Genomic DNA, 15,270 nt, shown 5'->3' on the forward strand with positions numbered 1-15,270 from the left:
CCATGACTCTTACCGCAAAAGACGCCAGCCGTCGCACGCGTGAAATCTGCGCGCTCGCCCCAATCGTGCCTGTTCTGGTGATCGAAGACGTCGCACACGCCCGGCCATTGGCCGAGGCGCTGGTCGCCGGGGGGCTGCCTGCGTTGGAAGTGACCCTGCGCACGCCTGCCGCACTCGACGCGATTGCGGCCATGGCCGAAGTCACGGGCGGGCATGTGGGCGCGGGAACGCTGATCACCCCCGAAGACGTGCGCGCGGCGAAACGGGCGGGGGCGACCTTTGGCGTCTCGCCCGGTGCCACAGACGCGCTGATCGCCGCCTGCGAGGAAGAAGACCTGCCGCTACTGCCCGGCGCTGCCACAGCGAGCGAAGCGATGCGTCTGTTGGAACGTGGCTATGACATGCTGAAATTCTTCCCCGCCGAAGCTTCTGGCGGGGCACCCGCACTCAAAGCCATCGGCGCGCCGTTGCCGCAGATCACCTTCTGCCCGACAGGCGGCGTCAGCCCCGGTAATGTGGAAAGCTACCTGAGCCTGCCCAATGTGCTTTGCGCGGGCGGCAGTTGGGTGGCCCCGAAAAAGCTGATCGACGCGCAGGATTGGGCAGGGATCGAAGCGCTGGCACGTGCAGCAGCGCAATCCGGGCAAAAAGGCTGATTTCCATTCGGACCGAAGGCTTTCCGCCGAGGTTGAAAATGCCGAGGAAAGCCCAACACCATCAGACCCTTGCTGGCTGACCGAACTTGTCTCTATATTGACTTGAGTTTACGCGCGATGCGTTTCGTCAAGGGAGGGTTAAGATGGGCCAGCAAAAGATCCGCAATATGGAAGAGTTCGCCGCTGTCAGTGGCATTTCTCGGCCCACGCTGTCAAAATACTTTAACGATGCCGACAGCGTGCGCCGCTCTACCCGGGAGCGGATCGAAGCGGCCCTTAGTCAGTATGACTACCGCCCCAACGTCTATGCGGTGAACCAAAACCGCCGCAAAACCCGCAACATCGGCGTGGTAGTGCCCAACCTTGCGGACCCGTTCTTTTCTGAGATTGGTCGTGAGGTGGAACTGGCCTGTCTGGCGGCAGGCTATAGCCCTATCCTGCTTAGTTCACACGGTAAGCCAGCGCAGGAGCGGGCCAATCTCGACTCGCTTCGGGCGCTGAAGCCTGCGGGCGTGCTTTTGGCACCTTTCGGCAAGGCCTCGGACCGAGGGGCGATTGAGCGTTTTTGCAAAGACGTGCCGGTCGTGACCTTTGATGCGAATGTTGAAGGGGTGTGTGAGGCCTTCGTGGGTACAGATAACTTCCAAAGTGTGGAGTTGATCGTCGAATACCTCTGCCGCAGTGGCGAACCGCCTTGTTTCTTTGAGATGAAGACTCCCAGCAACCCGAACGCCAACAAGCGCCGCCAAGCCTATCTGGAAGCGATGGAACGTCACGGCTTTGCCCCGAAGATCCATCAGGTGCCGGGCGAGGGATGGAACTTTGAAGAGATCGGCGCAACCGAAGGCGGGCGGTTGATCTCAGCTGGGGCATTCGAGACGGACACGGTTCTGTGCTCAAACGACCGTCTGGCGATTGGGATGCTCTCGGCTGCTTATGAACTGGGTGTGCGGGTCGGTCACGGTAAAGATTGCGTCATGCGGATCGCGGGGCAGGACGACCACCCGTTCTCGCGCTACACCTGTCCGCCGCTGACCACCATCGCACAGGATTATGGCGCCATCGCGAATCGCGCGGCGAGCACTTTGTTCCGCATTATCGAAAGCGAAACCAGACTGACCGAACGCGAAGAGACCGTGTTCGATGGCAAATTGGTGATGCGCGCCTCGGCCTAAGTCATTGAGTTCGCAAGTTGCTCAGAAAATAGTTATCGCGCGTAAAATTTAATTTGACTGCGCGTTATGTGGGCCGTTAGTCTCGTTCCATCATCTGTAGAGGGAGGAACTATTGATGTTCTCGAATAAATCATTGCACGCTGCGACGGCCCTGTCTTTGGTCATGGGCGGCGGCGCTTTTGCTGAGACGATCACCATCGCCACCGTGAACAACGGCGACATGATCCGGATGCAAGGCTACACCGACAAATTCACCGAAGAGACCGGCCACGAAGTGGAGTGGGTCACGTTGGAAGAGAACGTGCTGCGCCAGCGCGTCACCACCGACATCTCGACCAAGGGCGGTTCTTTCGACATCATGACCATCGGCATGTACGAGACGCCGATTTGGGGCGCGAACGGCTGGCTGGTGCCGCTGGACAACCTCAGCGAAGAATACGACGCGGACGATATCCTACCCGCGATGGCCGGCGGTCTGAGCCACGAAGGCACGCTCTACGCCGCACCGTTCTATGGCGAAAGCTCCATGATCATGTACCGCACAGATCTTATGGAAAAAGCCGGCATGGAAATGCCGAAAGACCCGACTTGGGAATTCATCCGCGAAGCCGCGGCCGCCATGACCGATCGTGAGAACGACATCAACGGCATCTGCCTGCGCGGCAAGGCCGGTTGGGGCGAGGGCGGCGCGCTGATCACGGCGATGTCCAACTCCTTTGGCGCACGCTGGTTCGACGAAGACTGGAACGCCCAGTTCGACACCGAGGCTTGGGCCAACACGATCAACTTCTACAAAGACCTGATGGATGAAAGCGGCCCTGCGGGCTATGCCTCCAACGGGTTCAACGAGAACCTCTCGCTGTTCCAGCAGGGCAAATGCGGCATGTGGATCGACGCCACTGTGGCGGCGTCCTTCGTGACCAATGCCGATGATTCCACCGTGGCCGACAAGGTTGGTTTTGCGCTGGCACCGGACACAGGTCTTGGCAAACGCTCCAACTGGCTCTGGGCATGGGCGCTGGCAATCCCGGCGGGCACTCAGAAAGAAGATGCCGCGAAAGAGTTCATCGAATGGGCCACCTCGAAAGACTACATCGAGCTGGTTGCCGAGAACGAAGGTTGGGCCAACGTTCCTCCCGGCGCGCGCAAGTCGCTCTATGAGAACCCCGAGTACCAGAAAGTGCCCTTCGCACAGATGACGCTCGACTCGATCCTCTCGGCCGATCCTGAGAACTCCACCGTCGATCCGACGCCTTACGTCGGTGTTCAGTTCGCCGCGATCCCAGAGTTTGCAGGCATCGCGACCGACGTGAGCCAAGAGTTCTCTGCCGCCTATGCCGGTCAGCAGACCGTCGAAGAGGCACTTGAGAAGGCACAGGACCTGACCAACGACGCAATGGAAGCTGCTGGCTACCGCTAAGCCGCCGCTTCTCCGGCACAAAGGGCGGCGGACACCGCCGCCCTTTTTCGCCCCACCACCTGATATGATACCCTTCACCTAAACGCGGCATCCGCCGCCTGCAGAGGAGATGTGCCCGATGGCTACCCAACATTCCCGATCAGCGGCACGCCTGATGATGGCCCCTGCGGTGGTCTTGCTCCTTGGATGGATGCTCATCCCGCTGACCATGACGCTCTATTTTTCCTTCAAGAAATACCTGCCGATGCGCGGCGGTGATCTGGGCTGGGTGGGGTTTGACAACTACGTGCGTTTCGTCACCTCAAGCGCCTTCTGGCCCTCGGTGATGACCACGCTGATTATCGTCGGCGGTGTGCTGGCGATCACGGTGGGCTTGGGCATCTTGCTCGCCATCCTTCTGAACCAGCCGATGTGGGGGCAGGGCTTTGTCCGCATCCTCGTCATCGCGCCCTTCTTTGTTATGCCCACCGTTTCGGCGCTGGTGTGGAAGAACATGTTCATGGACCCGAACTATGGTCTCTTCGCGCATCTGTGGGAGTTTTTCGGCGCGACCCCGGTGCAATGGATGAGCCAAGCCTCGCTGTCGTCAATCGTAATCATCGTGTCATGGCAGTGGCTGCCCTTTGCGACGCTGATCCTTCTGACCGCGATCCAGTCGCTCGACCGCGAGCAGCTTGACGCCGCCGAGATGGACGGCGCCCCCGCCACCAAACGTTTCGCCTATATCACCCTGCCGCATCTGGGCCGCGCGATCACCGTGGTGATCTTGATCCAGACGATCTTTCTGCTGTCGATCTTTGCGGAGATTTTCGTGACCACGGGCGGTGCCTTTGGGACCAAAACACTGACCTATCTCATCTTCCAGCGGGTGCTGGAAAGCCAGAACATCGGCCTCGGATCGGCAGGCGGTGTCTATGCAATCATTCTCGCCAATATCGTTGCCATCTTCCTGATGCGCATCGTCGGCAAGAACCTGGACGCCTGAGGAGGAGACATCATGGCACGCGCAGTCACCAGACAACGCAAGATCGTCAACACGGCCCTCGCATGGGGCATCGGTTTCTTGATCTTCTTCCCCATCCTTTGGACCATCCTCACCAGCTTCAAGACCGAAGCACAGGCCATTGCCGATCCGCCGATCTTCCTCGGCTTTAATTGGACGCTGGCGAACTACGAGGCGGTTCTGGAACGGTCGAACTACGGGCGGTTCTTGTGGAACTCGATCATCATCGCCGGGGGCTCGACCGTCCTTGGCATCCTGATCGCGGTGCCCGCCGCATGGTCGATGGCCTTTGTGCCCGGCAAACGGACCAAGGATATCCTGCTCTGGATGCTCTCGACCAAGATGCTGCCCGCGGTCGGTGTGCTCTATCCGATCTACCTGCTCTGCATCCAGTTCGGCGTGCTCGACAGCAAGATCGCTTTGGTCATCATCCTGATGCTCATCAACCTGCCGATCATCGTCTGGATGCTTTACACCTACTTCCGCGAAATCCCCGGCGAGATCTTGGAAGCGGCACGGATGGATGGGGCAAGCCTGCGTGAAGAGGTGCTTTATGTCCTCACGCCCATGGCGATCCCCGGCATTGCCTCCACCTTGCTGCTGAACTTCATCCTCGCATGGAACGAAGCCTTCTGGACACTCAACCTCACCGCGGCCAAAGCGGCACCGCTCACGGCCTTCATCGCGAGCTATTCCAGCCCCGAAGGCCTTTTCTACGCCAAGCTCAGCGCGGCCTCCACCATGGCCATCGCGCCAATCCTCATCCTCGGCTGGTTCAGCCAGAAACAACTCGTCAGCGGCCTGACTTTCGGCGCAGTCAAGTAAGCAAGGGACAGTCACATGGGACAAATTAAACTCAATCAGGTTTCCAAAAGCTTCGGCGATGTGGAAGTCATTCCGCCCCTTGATCTGACCATCGAAGATGGCGAGTTCACGGTCTTTGTCGGCCCCTCGGGTTGCGGGAAATCGACACTGCTACGGCTGATCGCGGGGTTGGAGGATATCACCTCGGGCCATATCGACATCGACGGCACCGATGCGACCCATGTGCCGCCCGCGAAACGCGGTCTGGCGATGGTGTTCCAATCCTACGCGCTTTATCCGCATATGTCGGTGCGCAAGAACATCGCCTTTCCGATGAAGATGGCGGGCGTTCCGGCGGAGGAACAGCAGCGCCGGATCGAAGCGGCTGCCAAAGCGCTGAACCTGACCGACTACCTTGATCGCCGTCCGGGCCAACTGTCTGGCGGTCAGCGCCAGCGGGTCGCTATTGGCCGTGCCATTGTGCGGGAGCCTTCGGCGTTCCTGTTCGATGAGCCGCTGTCGAACCTTGACGCCGCGCTGCGGGTGGGGATGCGTCTTGAGATCAGCGAGCTTCACAAGCGGCTGGCGACAACGATGATCTACGTCACCCACGATCAAGTCGAAGCGATGACCATGGCCGACAAAATCGTCGTGCTGCGCGCGGGCTATATCGAACAGGTCGGCACCCCGCTTGAGCTTTACTACAAGCCGCGCAACGAATTCGTTGCGGGTTTCATCGGCTCGCCCAAGATGAACCTCATCAAAGGGCCCGAAGCCGAAGCCCGCGGCGCGCCGACGATCGGCATCCGCCCCGAGCATTTCGACGTCTCCACCACCGAGGGCGCTTGGGAAGGCACCATCGGTGTGGCCGAGCATCTGGGCTCTGACACCTTCCTACACATCCACGGTGTCGCGGGCTGTGACCCGATGACCGTGCGTGTGGATGGGGAGTTGTCGGTCAAACATGGCGACCGGATTTTCCTCACCCCGCAGGCGGACAAGCTGCACCGGTTCGATGCGCAGGGCCTTCGGGTCGAGTGATGCAAGCGACAGGAATGACAGGCCGACCCTCGCACCCTCTCCCCGGTGCGCGGCCCTACAAGGATGTGGATCATGGATAATTTGGTAGACCTCTCGAACGCGACGCTGGGCGATCTTGATATCGCGCGGCCCACCTATGACCGCAGCGCCCTGACCCCCGGCATCGTGCATATCGGCGTCGGCAACTTCCACCGCGCGCATCAGGCGTGGTATCTGCACCGTTTGATGCAGAACGGCCATGCGCATGACTGGGCGATCCTTGGTGCGGGGGTGCGCCCCTATGATGCGGCGATGCGCGAGAAGCTCTTGGCGCAGGACTGCTTGACGACGCTGATCGAACTCGACCCCGCGCAAACCTCGGCCGAGGTTGTGGGCTCCATGATCGACTACCTGCCGATCGAGGAAGGCAACGGCGCCCTGATCCGCGCCATGGCCGACCCGGCCATTCGCATCGTCGGGCTGACGGTTACGGAAAGCGGCTATTACATCGACCCCGTCAGCAAGGGGTTCGACGCGGCTCACGCCGATATCGTCCATGACGCGGCGAACCCTGACACTCCGCGCACCGCCTTTGGGGCCATTGTCGCGGCCCTGCGGCTGCGCCGCGATGCGGGGCAGGGGCCGTTCACGGGGCTGAGCTGTGATAACCTGCAAGGCAATGGCGATATCCTGCGCCAAGCGGTCGTGTCGCTGGCGCGCATGTCCGATCCGGCGTTGGCCGATTGGATCGAGGCAAACGCCAGTTTCCCCAACTCCATGGTCGACTGCATCGCCCCGGCCACCGGCCCCGCCGAGATCGCGCAGGCGCGGGAGTTTGGCGTGAACGACGCCGCCCCCGTCACCCATGAAGCCTTCCGCCAATGGGTGATCGAAGACGACTTCTGCGCAGGCCGCCCGGATTGGGATCAGGTGGGAGCGACCTTCTCGGACGATGTGCATGCCTATGAAAAGATGAAGATCCGTATCCTCAACGCGGGCCATCAGGTCTTAGCCAATGTCGGTGAGGTGCTGGGGATCGAAACGATTTCCGCCACCATGGCGCATCCGGCGATCCGCGCGATGTTCCACCGCGTGCAGGCCGAAGAGATCACCCAGACGGTCGCCCCGGTGCCCGGTATGACGCCGCTGGCCTATCTTGAGCTGATCGAACAGCGTTTCTCGAACCCGCGCATCGTCGACACCACCCGCCGTGTCGCCTTTGACGGCTCGGCGCGGCACACCGGGTTCGTCCTGCCGATCCTGCGGGATCAACTCGCAGCGGGGCGTTCAGTCAGTGGTTTGGCCTTGGTTGAGGCGCTTTGGGCGCGAATGTGTGCGGGCACGCGGGAGGATGGCAGCGAGATCGTGGCGAATGATCCGATCTGGGAGGCTTTGAAAGAGGCGGCGCAGGCCGCGCGGACGCGGCCCAAGGCATGGTTGGCGCAAGACCGTCTTTATGGCGATCTGGCGCAGGCAGAAGCGTTCCGCGACGCTTTTGTTGCTTGGCTCTCGCTCATTTGGGATGAGGGGGCCGTCGCGGCGATGAATGCCTATACGCAGGTCGATGAGAGCAATGGCCGCGCCAGCAAAGCAAGCTAACGGTCAGCCTTGGTCGGGTTTCAAGAACCCGACCAGCAGCGCCGACAGGGCCACCAGGATCGCCGCCGCCCCCAGCATCAGGGGCAGACCGCCGATCTGATAGCTCAGCCCCGACAGCAGCGTGCCCAAGAGCCGCCCAGCGGCATTGGCCATGTAGTAGAACCCGACATCCATCGTCACCCGCTCGGCCTTTGTGAAGGACAGGATGAGGTAGGAGTGCAGTGACGAGTTCACAGCAAAGATCGCGCCAAAGGCCAAAAGGCCGATCACAAGCGTCACGGTGAGCCAGCCCTGCGGCCCGTCGCTGAAGAGCGCCGCCAGCGTCAGCGCCGCAGGCACGGCGGCGAGCGACCATGCCCATCCCTTCGCGGCTGAGATCAGATCCTCCGCCGGGCGGGACTTCGCGCGGAGCAGGCGCGGGGCGTAGATTTGCACCAGCCCGTAGAGGATCACCCAGACCGCCATGAATGTGCCGATCATGAAAAAGGCCGCGCGGTTGCTTTCCTCCGTGCCGTCCGAGAGGACCGCGTAGAAATAGATCGGGATGCCCACCACAAACCAAACATCCCGCGCGCCGAAGAGAAACACCCGCGCCGCGCTCAGCCAGTTCACATTGGCGGATTTAGAGAAGACTTCGGAGAACTTCGCCCCCTTGCGCCCTTTGGGCAGGCCGGGCGGCATGGCGGTCAGCACGGCGATCAGGATCAGCGCAAGGATCGCCGCCATGCCGAGCACCGCCCAGACGAAGCCTAGCGTCGCCAGCAACGCCGCGCCGAGCAGAAAGCCCAGACCCTTAACCATGTTCTTGGAGCCGGTCAGCAACGCGACCCAGCGGAACAACCCGCCATCCTCAGCCGGCGCCAGCAGCTTAACGGCGGATTTCGACGACATCTTGGCCAGATCCTTGGCCACGCCGCTGGCCCCCTGCACCAGCATGACGAAAACGACCGAGGCGCCAACCGCCCAAGACGGATCAAGCTGCGCCAGTGCCAGCAGCGCCACGATCTGCAATCCCAGCCCCGCATAGAGCGTCGAGGCCAGCCCGAAGCGCGCCGCGATCCAGCCCGCGCAGAGGTTGGTGACAACGCCCGCGATCTCATACAGCACAAAGAGATAGGCCAGTTGCACCGGCGAAAAACCGAGCCGGTGGAAATGCAGCAACACCAACATGCGCAACGCGCCATCGGTCAGCATGAAGGCCCAATAGGCCGCCGTGACCGCGATATAGGCCGATAGCCCCTCAGGGCGGGTCGCGCCCTGGCTCACAGGCTTGCCCCGACCATCAGCGCCACATCGACCAAACGGTGCGCATAGCCCATCTCATTGTCGTACCACGCATAGATTTTCACCTGTGTCCCATTCACCACCATGGTGGAGGGCGCATCGACGATGCTGGACCGCGTGTCATTGGTGTAATCGGTCGAGACGAGCGGGCGCTCCTCATAGCCTAGGATATCTTTCAATTCCCCTTCAGCGGCGGCTTTGAACAGGGCGTTTACCTCTTCCACCGTCGTTTCGCGCTCTACCTCAAACACGCAGTCGGTCAGCGAGGCGTTCAGCAGCGGCACCCGCACCGCGTGACCGTTCAAGCGGCCTTTGAGTTCGGGGTAGATAAGCGTGATCGCCGTGGCGCTGCCGGTGGTCGTCGGGATCAGGGAGTTCAGGGCCGAACGCGCGCGGCGCAGGTCTTTGGCGGGGCGGTCGACGATGGTTTGCGTGTTGGTCACATCGTGGATCGTGGTGATGGAGCCATGTTTGATCCGCAGCGCCTCATGGATGACCTTCACCACCGGGGCGAGGCAATTGGTCGTGCAGCTTGCCGCCGTGACGATCCGGTGCCGTGCGGGATCATAGACGTCATCGTTGACGCCGTAGACGATATTCGCCGCATCGCCGTCTTTCACCGGGGCCGAGATCACCACCTTCTTCACCCTTGCATCGAAATAGGGGGCGAGTTTGGCCTCGGTTTTGAAGGCCCCGGTACAGTCGATCACCACATCCACCCCGTCGAGCGGCAGCGCGCTGAGGTCGCGCGTGCCGATGAAAGGCAGGTGGGTGCCGTTGATCGTTACGCTGTCGGCATCATGGGCGAAATCCGCCTGCCAACGCCCGTGCACCGTGTCGAACTCCAGCAAATGGGCATGCATCTCTGGGTCGCCCACCGCGTCGTTGATCCAAGCGATTTCTGCGCCCTGATCCAGCAGGGGCTTCAAGGCGAGCTTGCCGATGCGGCCAAGGCCGTTGATGGCATAGACGGTCATGCGGAGAATCCTTCTTTGTCGGTTTGGCCCGCGTCATCGAGCGCTTTTTGCAGCGAAATACGGTCGAGCGAGGTCAGCGGTAGGCTGGTAAAGCCCAACATTCGGTTGCGCAGGGTGCCATAGGCCTGCTGGAAGGCGAGGCTCTTTTCGGCGTCGGATCCTTCGACCTTGACCGGATCGGGCAGGCCCCAATGCGCGGTAATCGGCTGGCCCGGCCATGTGGGGCATTCTTCGTTGGCCGCCTGATTGCAGACGGTAAACACAAAATCGAACGCCGGGGCATCCTCGGCTTGGAATTCTGACACGTTTTTTGAGCGCAGTTGCGATACGTCATGGCCCTTCTGCTTAAGGACTTCCACCGCGAAGGGGTTCAATTGTGACTGCGGCCGGGTGCCTGCGGAATACACATTGAAACGGTCCTCAGCGAGATCGCGTAAGATGCTTTCGGCAAAGATCGAACGGGCAGAATTGCCGGTGCAGATGAACAGGACATTGAATTTTCTGTCAGTCATGAGAGCATTTCCATGTATGGAGGGGGTGGTGTTGGGGGTGCAAATCTCGGGCCGTCCACGGCAGCAGTCGATCAGTAGATAGTTGATCGTGTCACGGGCGGCAGTCAGATCAACCGCATAGCGCAGGGAGGTCCCGACACGTTCCTGAGTGACCAAACCAACCTGCATAAGCGCGCCGACATAGGTTGAGAGGGTGTTGGGTTTCAGCCCAAGCGCCTGTGCCAATTCGGTTGCGGGAACGCGGTCGGGATAGCGGCGCATGAGCAGCCGAAACAGCGCGAGCCGCTGTGGGTGGCCAAGGGTGGCAAGGCGATTGGGGATCACTTGTTCCATAATTCATGAATTATGGAATTAGTCGCAATTTTGCAAGTGAAGTTTTTGTAACGGGGATGTTCGGCATAGTGGGCGTAACGCTGGGGCGTGGCGTCGATTTACCGGACCCTATAATTTTTACCAGCTTTACAAATGCGACCCGCCGCGATCAGTCAAGATATGCGAAAAATTTAATCAAACTATAACAAGTGCTTGGGGTTCTGATGCGCGAATCTTGTTATTCGGGTTTGTGGCTGCCTTGAATGGAAGCCACATAAGACCTGCGTGCTACGGCTGACGCGACCTTTTGACAGGGTCTGCCATTTGGCTCTGTTCCGGCCCTCGCTTGAGGAAGCCGCGCCCCTGTCCGCTGTGTTGGACGACTGTGTTTTTGTAAGGGGTGTATCGGTTTTCTGGCGGGGGTCGCTTTATGCCCTGCAGGGTGCTGGGGAAGGGGCCGATCATCGGCCGGGCGTCCTTGAGCTTGACCTTTGGTCACCGGGGCAAAAATGCAACGTTTTGGTCAGATTCCCCTATACCGAGAAATCATTCGCCGTGGGCCATGTTCCCTCACTGGTTGAGGTGCCTTAAAATATTGCTCAGTATTTAAACACATGAGCTTTTGAACGCCGCCCTATGGTGACCCCGCTTTCCGACCGCTACCTCGCTTTGAAAGAGCAACGACCAGATATCAAGCCTGCTGAAATATTGCAGGTCCTGGCGCAGGATATGGGGCTGAATAACCTGTCCTATCTGGGGTTTCACAAAACCACTTCGGGCGGGAGTGATCCAGTTATTCACTCGACCTATGATCCCGCTTGGCTGACGCGCTACCAAGAGGAAAGCTACCATCTGATTGACCCGGTGGTCGACAAATCGCTTGAGGGCACCTTGCCCGTAGATTGGAGCGAATTGCCAAAGGTCGACCGGACCACGCGCAACTTTTTCGGGGAGGCAATGGAGTTTGGCGTGCGCCAGAATGGTGTGTCGATTCCCATTCGGGACCATGCGCATGGCAAGGCGGTGCTGACGTTGAACTCTGACCTGCGGATTCACGAATGGCGCAAATACAAGCGCGGGATCATTGCCGATGCTATCTATCTGGGCTGCCTGATTCAAAGCGATATGGTGGCCAGTATCGGCAAGGGGCAGCCCGCACCGAGGCTAAGCAATCGCGAGAAAGAAGTGCTGAAATGGGCGGCGGTGGGCAAAACCGCGTGGGAGACGGCACAGGTAATGACTGTGTCCAACAGCACCGTGAATCACCACCTCTATAACGCCTGCGCCAAACTGGACGTGACCAATAAAACCCATGCGGTCGCCAAGGCGATCCGGGCGCAGATCATTACGATCTGACCGCAGCGTGTCTTTGCATCAAACCGCCCTTCGCGGTAAGCCGCCGACAGCATAGGAGAGCAATATGGAACTGCGCGACAAACGTATTTTGGTTACCGGCGGCAGCGACGGGATTGGGCGGCACATTTGCCTCAAACTGGCAGAGACTGGTGCGCGGCTGGCCATTCTGGGCCGCGATGAGGTTCGGCTGCAATCTGTTGCCGATGCCTGCAAAGCCGCAGGCGCGCCGGATGCGGTAGGGCTGGTGTGCGATCTGCAAGACCCGTCTGCTATTGCCCGAACCGCCTCAGAGGTGGTGGCGCGCTTTGGCGGGCTCGATATCCTGATCAACAACGCGGGGATTTGGCACAAGGCAGGCCCGCTCGACACGATCGCGCCCGAAATGCTGCAAGCCACGGTCCAGACCAATTTGACGGGGTTGATGCAGATGACGCATGCCACGCTGCCCGCGCTGCGCGACAATGATGAGGCGATTATTCTGAATGTCGTGTCAAAATCCGGTGTCGTGGCGCAGGCGGGACAGTCGGTCTACACGGCCACGAAATACGGCGTGCGTGGCTTTACCGAAGTGCTAAAGGCAGATGAGGAGGGCACCGGTGTGCGGGTTGGCGGGCTTTATCAGTCAGGCACCAATACCGGCATGTTCGCCAAAGCGGGTGAGGATGTGCCGAACCACATTTTTACTGAGCCGGATGATCTGGCCGATGTGGTGGTCTTTGTCCTGTCACGCCCGCCGAAACTGTGGATTCACGACATCCGTATTGAACTGTAGGCGGGGCAGGGGCCGTCAGGCCGTTTGCTGCAGCGTGTTTTCGTCACCTTGGGGCGTGGGGTTGCTTGCGGCCCCAAGGCCAAACTCTACATGAAAGGTTGATCCGACGCCGACTTCGCTTTCGTAAAATAGGTCTCCCGCCATCTGCCGCGCCAGTTGGCGAGAGATATGCAGCCCAAGTCCGGACCCTTGAGTTGATTTTTGACCGTCGTCATCAAGCTGCCCAAAGCGGCCAAAGACCCGTTCTTCCATCCCCTCAGGAATGCCGCGCCCCTTGTCAGTGATAGAGATCCGCACGCGGCCATTATTCGTGGTCAACGTACCCTCAACAGTGGCGCCCACATTCGAGAACTTCACTGCATTGGAAACCAGATTATCGACCACTTGCCGGATGGCAAAGGCATCGCCCAAGACCACGGCGGGCTGGCCCAGTTCGCCGATATCAAGCCGCACGCCGCGCTCATGGGCGTACATGCGGTTTTCCTCAATGCTCTCTTTCAGCAGGGCAGGTAGATCGACGGGCAGCCATTCAAGCGACAACGCCTGTACCTCAAGTTTCTGCACCAATAGGATATTGTCCACCAGCCGTGACAGCCGCACCCCGTTGCGATGGGCGATATCCAAGGACGACCGCAGCGGCCCTTTGACCTCGCCCAACTTCCCGCTCAGCGCCAATGCCAATCCCCCCTTCAACGAGGTCAGCGGCGTGCGCAGTTCATGGCTGACGACAGAGATGAATTCGTCCTTGGCGCGGTTGGCTTCATCGGCTTCTTTCAAGGCTTGCTCAAGCGCTCTTGTGGTGGCGATCTGTTCGGTTACATCGACAAAAGTAACACTCCATCCGATGCCCGGGCCAGCGGGGGCGAGTGGGTTTTCGATGGGGTGAACGCGCGGCTCATAGAGGCGTTCATTGCAGGCGATATGGGGCGCACCGGCGTCGTTAATCTGCGCTTCGATTCCGGCGATTAGGTCCGTCGCGAATTCCGGTTCAGACAATAGCCCGCTGCGTTTCGCCGCCGCGTTCGAGCGGACAATATGGCGCCGCGCATCAAGCAGGATCAGCGGCTCGCTCATCGTGTCAAACAGTGTCGATTGTCCGACCGAGGGCATGTCCATGGTCTTGTTCGTCACCAGCAGCCACGAGAAGGCTAATATCCCCAAGGTGAACATGAAGGACGTCGGGTCCAGCCCCAACACCGTGAAACCAAAGAAGGCATAGGCCGCGTTTGCTGCCAATGGGGTGAGCGTGATGGCCAGCAGCATCGTCAACAATGGCCAAGCGGCCCGCTTTGCCCGGGAAAATGCGCGGCCCAGCCAGACCAAGGTCGCCATGACAAAGCAGTAAAGCACGGCTAGGATCAGGAAATATCCCGGTCCATGCAAAAACGTGATCTGATCCCCATCCGGCGGGATCGCCGTTTCTGCCGTATAGACCAGATGATGCCAGTCATTCGTCGCCGCGAGGCCAAATGCACCCAGCGGTATAGCGATCAGGGCCAAAAGGCTCAGCCGTCCCCGCGCGCGGTTCGAAGGACCGACATAGTCGAAGATAAAGAATGACCATGCGACCGGAACTAAACCATGGCCCAACCAAGCCAATTGCGCTTGCCGCATTTGGCATTGATAGGGTGTTGTTGCGGCTTCGGCTCCAACCATCATTAGGGTCCAGATCATGCCGACGAATGTCAGCGCATAGTAGACCTTGGCTTGGAATTTTTGGAACTTAAGCGTCCAAAGCGCGACTGCTGCAGCGATCAAGCTAACGGCGAGCACGGTCCAGTAGACCGGGTCAAGCATCAGACCTTGAAAACACGTTAGCATGGCGAAAACACCTGTAAGCTAAATACAATGTGCGCAGATCAGCATGAAAATGCGGCACAAGTTTGGCATTCTAGTGCCGTATTGTGGCAGAGCAATGCAACCCTTGGATGTGAATCAAGGGGTTGGCGCGGGATTAGGCTGCGGTGACGTCCTTACAGGACGGTTGGACGCGGGCATTCGCGACATTCTTGAGGAGGGGCGCAAGAGTTTCCGGTGTTGCGGCAACTCAAGCCTATGAGGGCTTAGAAAACGCATGGGCGTCTAGCAAAGGTGCTGGGTGAATTAATGTCCACAGCCCCAGCCGGAGCAGCAGTGCGCTGTGCGGGCCGAGCGAAAACCAATACACGCACTGGTTATGTGAGGTGAAAATACCGTTAAAAGGAGCGGTCTTTGACAACGTTTTGCCGCATTCCTTGAGCAACACTACCTTGATTATTTTGAGGTTAAAAAATGCTTACAGTCGCTCATTCTATGCATAGTGACCACGACATGATGCTGGTTCTGCTGGCTGCGCTTTTGTGTGTTTTCGGCAGTTGGGTGTTCACAAACCTTTACCGGC

Annotated in this window: 14 protein-coding genes; 10 read left to right on the forward strand and 4 right to left on the reverse strand. The window is 59.6% G+C overall.

The features are described 5' to 3' along the window. Positions 1–2: 2 nt before the first annotated feature. From eda to BM229_RS13165, 7 genes are all read left to right on the forward strand, one after another. Complete coding sequence (eda, locus tag BM229_RS13135) at positions 3–656, forward strand: bifunctional 4-hydroxy-2-oxoglutarate aldolase/2-dehydro-3-deoxy-phosphogluconate aldolase (RefSeq protein ID WP_093928107.1); 654 nt, start codon at positions 3–5, stop codon at positions 654–656. Between the two features lie 143 nt (positions 657–799). Further along, a complete protein-coding gene (locus BM229_RS13140) occupies positions 800–1,831 on the forward strand; it encodes a LacI family DNA-binding transcriptional regulator (protein WP_093928108.1) in 1,032 nt (343 codons plus the stop codon). Positions 1,832–1,946: 115 nt separating this feature from the next. Beyond that, the gene (locus tag BM229_RS13145; RefSeq protein ID WP_093928109.1) at positions 1,947–3,251 is read left to right on the forward strand and encodes an ABC transporter substrate-binding protein; all 1,305 of its coding nucleotides are present in this window, start codon (positions 1,947–1,949) and stop codon (positions 3,249–3,251) included. 118 nt (positions 3,252–3,369) lie between these two features. Beyond that, entirely contained in the window at positions 3,370–4,236 is an 867-nt protein-coding gene (locus BM229_RS13150) for a carbohydrate ABC transporter permease (protein ID WP_093928110.1), read from the forward strand. Between the two features lie 12 nt (positions 4,237–4,248). Further along, positions 4,249–5,079 carry a carbohydrate ABC transporter permease gene (locus BM229_RS13155; protein ID WP_093928111.1) on the forward strand — a complete coding sequence of 277 codons (831 nt, stop codon included), beginning with the start codon at positions 4,249–4,251 and terminating at the stop codon, positions 5,077–5,079. Between the two features lie 15 nt (positions 5,080–5,094). Then, positions 5,095–6,099: an ABC transporter ATP-binding protein gene (locus BM229_RS13160; RefSeq protein ID WP_093928112.1), complete on the forward strand. Its 1,005-nt coding sequence runs from the start codon at positions 5,095–5,097 to the stop codon at positions 6,097–6,099. Between the two features lie 72 nt (positions 6,100–6,171). Next, on the forward strand, positions 6,172–7,677 hold the full coding sequence (locus tag BM229_RS13165) for a mannitol dehydrogenase family protein (RefSeq protein ID WP_093928113.1): 1,506 nt from the start codon (positions 6,172–6,174) through the stop codon (positions 7,675–7,677). Positions 7,678–7,680: 3 nt separating this feature from the next. On the opposite strand, the gene arsJ is transcribed toward BM229_RS13165, so the two are convergent. From arsJ to BM229_RS13180, 3 genes are read right to left on the reverse strand one after another with little or no spacing between them, the layout of a single operon-like run. Then, on the reverse strand, positions 7,681–8,943 hold the full coding sequence (gene arsJ / locus BM229_RS13170) for an organoarsenical effux MFS transporter ArsJ (RefSeq protein WP_093928114.1): 1,263 nt from the start codon (positions 8,941–8,943) through the stop codon (positions 7,681–7,683). Then, positions 8,940–9,938 (reverse strand): ArsJ-associated glyceraldehyde-3-phosphate dehydrogenase, encoded by a 999-nt coding sequence (locus BM229_RS13175; protein ID WP_093928115.1) that lies wholly within the window; start codon positions 9,936–9,938, stop codon positions 8,940–8,942. The genes arsJ and BM229_RS13175 overlap by 4 nt, the downstream gene beginning before the upstream one ends. Beyond that, on the reverse strand, positions 9,935–10,783 hold the full coding sequence (locus BM229_RS13180; protein ID WP_093928116.1) for an arsenate reductase/protein-tyrosine-phosphatase family protein: 849 nt from the start codon (positions 10,781–10,783) through the stop codon (positions 9,935–9,937). The genes BM229_RS13175 and BM229_RS13180 overlap by 4 nt, the downstream gene beginning before the upstream one ends. A 5-nt stretch (positions 10,784–10,788) precedes the next feature. Between BM229_RS13180 and BM229_RS18250 the strand changes: the two genes are divergently transcribed. From BM229_RS18250 to BM229_RS13195, 3 genes are all read left to right on the forward strand, one after another. Further along, a complete protein-coding gene (locus BM229_RS18250) occupies positions 10,789–10,968 on the forward strand; it encodes a hypothetical protein (protein ID WP_167360260.1) in 180 nt (59 codons plus the stop codon). A gap of 430 nt (positions 10,969–11,398) precedes the next feature. Then, positions 11,399–12,118, forward strand: a complete 720-nt coding sequence (locus BM229_RS13190) for a helix-turn-helix transcriptional regulator (RefSeq protein WP_093928118.1) — start codon at positions 11,399–11,401, stop codon at positions 12,116–12,118. Positions 12,119–12,182: 64 nt separating this feature from the next. Continuing rightward, a complete protein-coding gene (locus BM229_RS13195) occupies positions 12,183–12,890 on the forward strand; it encodes an SDR family oxidoreductase (RefSeq protein WP_093928119.1) in 708 nt (235 codons plus the stop codon). 15 nt (positions 12,891–12,905) lie between these two features. On the opposite strand, the gene BM229_RS13200 is transcribed toward BM229_RS13195, so the two are convergent. Next, a complete protein-coding gene (locus BM229_RS13200) occupies positions 12,906–14,687 on the reverse strand; it encodes a sensor histidine kinase (RefSeq protein WP_093928609.1) in 1,782 nt (593 codons plus the stop codon). Positions 14,688–15,270: the final 583 nt, after the last annotated feature.

It is taken from the genome of Sulfitobacter dubius (assembly GCF_900113435.1).
GTDB classification, from domain to species: domain Bacteria; phylum Pseudomonadota; class Alphaproteobacteria; order Rhodobacterales; family Rhodobacteraceae; genus Sulfitobacter; species Sulfitobacter dubius.

Excerpts from the sequence above, each read along its gene's own strand:
- eda (WP_093928107.1), top strand. The coding sequence starts at position 3 with ATGACTCTTACCGCAAAAGACGCCAGCCGTCGCACGCGTGAAATCTGC.
- BM229_RS13140 (WP_093928108.1), top strand. The coding sequence starts at position 800 with ATGGGCCAGCAAAAGATCCGCAATATGGAAGAGTTCGCCGCTGTCAGT.
- BM229_RS13145 (WP_093928109.1), top strand. The coding sequence starts at position 1,947 with ATGTTCTCGAATAAATCATTGCACGCTGCGACGGCCCTGTCTTTGGTC.
- BM229_RS13150 (WP_093928110.1), top strand. The coding sequence starts at position 3,370 with ATGGCTACCCAACATTCCCGATCAGCGGCACGCCTGATGATGGCCCCT.
- BM229_RS13155 (WP_093928111.1), top strand. The coding sequence starts at position 4,249 with ATGGCACGCGCAGTCACCAGACAACGCAAGATCGTCAACACGGCCCTC.
- BM229_RS13160 (WP_093928112.1), top strand. The coding sequence starts at position 5,095 with ATGGGACAAATTAAACTCAATCAGGTTTCCAAAAGCTTCGGCGATGTG.
- BM229_RS13165 (WP_093928113.1), top strand. The coding sequence starts at position 6,172 with ATGGATAATTTGGTAGACCTCTCGAACGCGACGCTGGGCGATCTTGAT.
- BM229_RS13175 (WP_093928115.1), bottom strand. The coding sequence starts at position 9,938 with ATGACCGTCTATGCCATCAACGGCCTTGGCCGCATCGGCAAGCTCGCC.
- BM229_RS13180 (WP_093928116.1), bottom strand. The coding sequence starts at position 10,783 with ATGGAACAAGTGATCCCCAATCGCCTTGCCACCCTTGGCCACCCACAG.
- BM229_RS18250 (WP_167360260.1), top strand. The coding sequence starts at position 10,789 with ATGAATTATGGAATTAGTCGCAATTTTGCAAGTGAAGTTTTTGTAACG.
- BM229_RS13190 (WP_093928118.1), top strand. The coding sequence starts at position 11,399 with ATGGTGACCCCGCTTTCCGACCGCTACCTCGCTTTGAAAGAGCAACGA.
- BM229_RS13195 (WP_093928119.1), top strand. The coding sequence starts at position 12,183 with ATGGAACTGCGCGACAAACGTATTTTGGTTACCGGCGGCAGCGACGGG.
- BM229_RS13200 (WP_093928609.1), bottom strand. The coding sequence starts at position 14,687 with ATGCTTGACCCGGTCTACTGGACCGTGCTCGCCGTTAGCTTGATCGCT.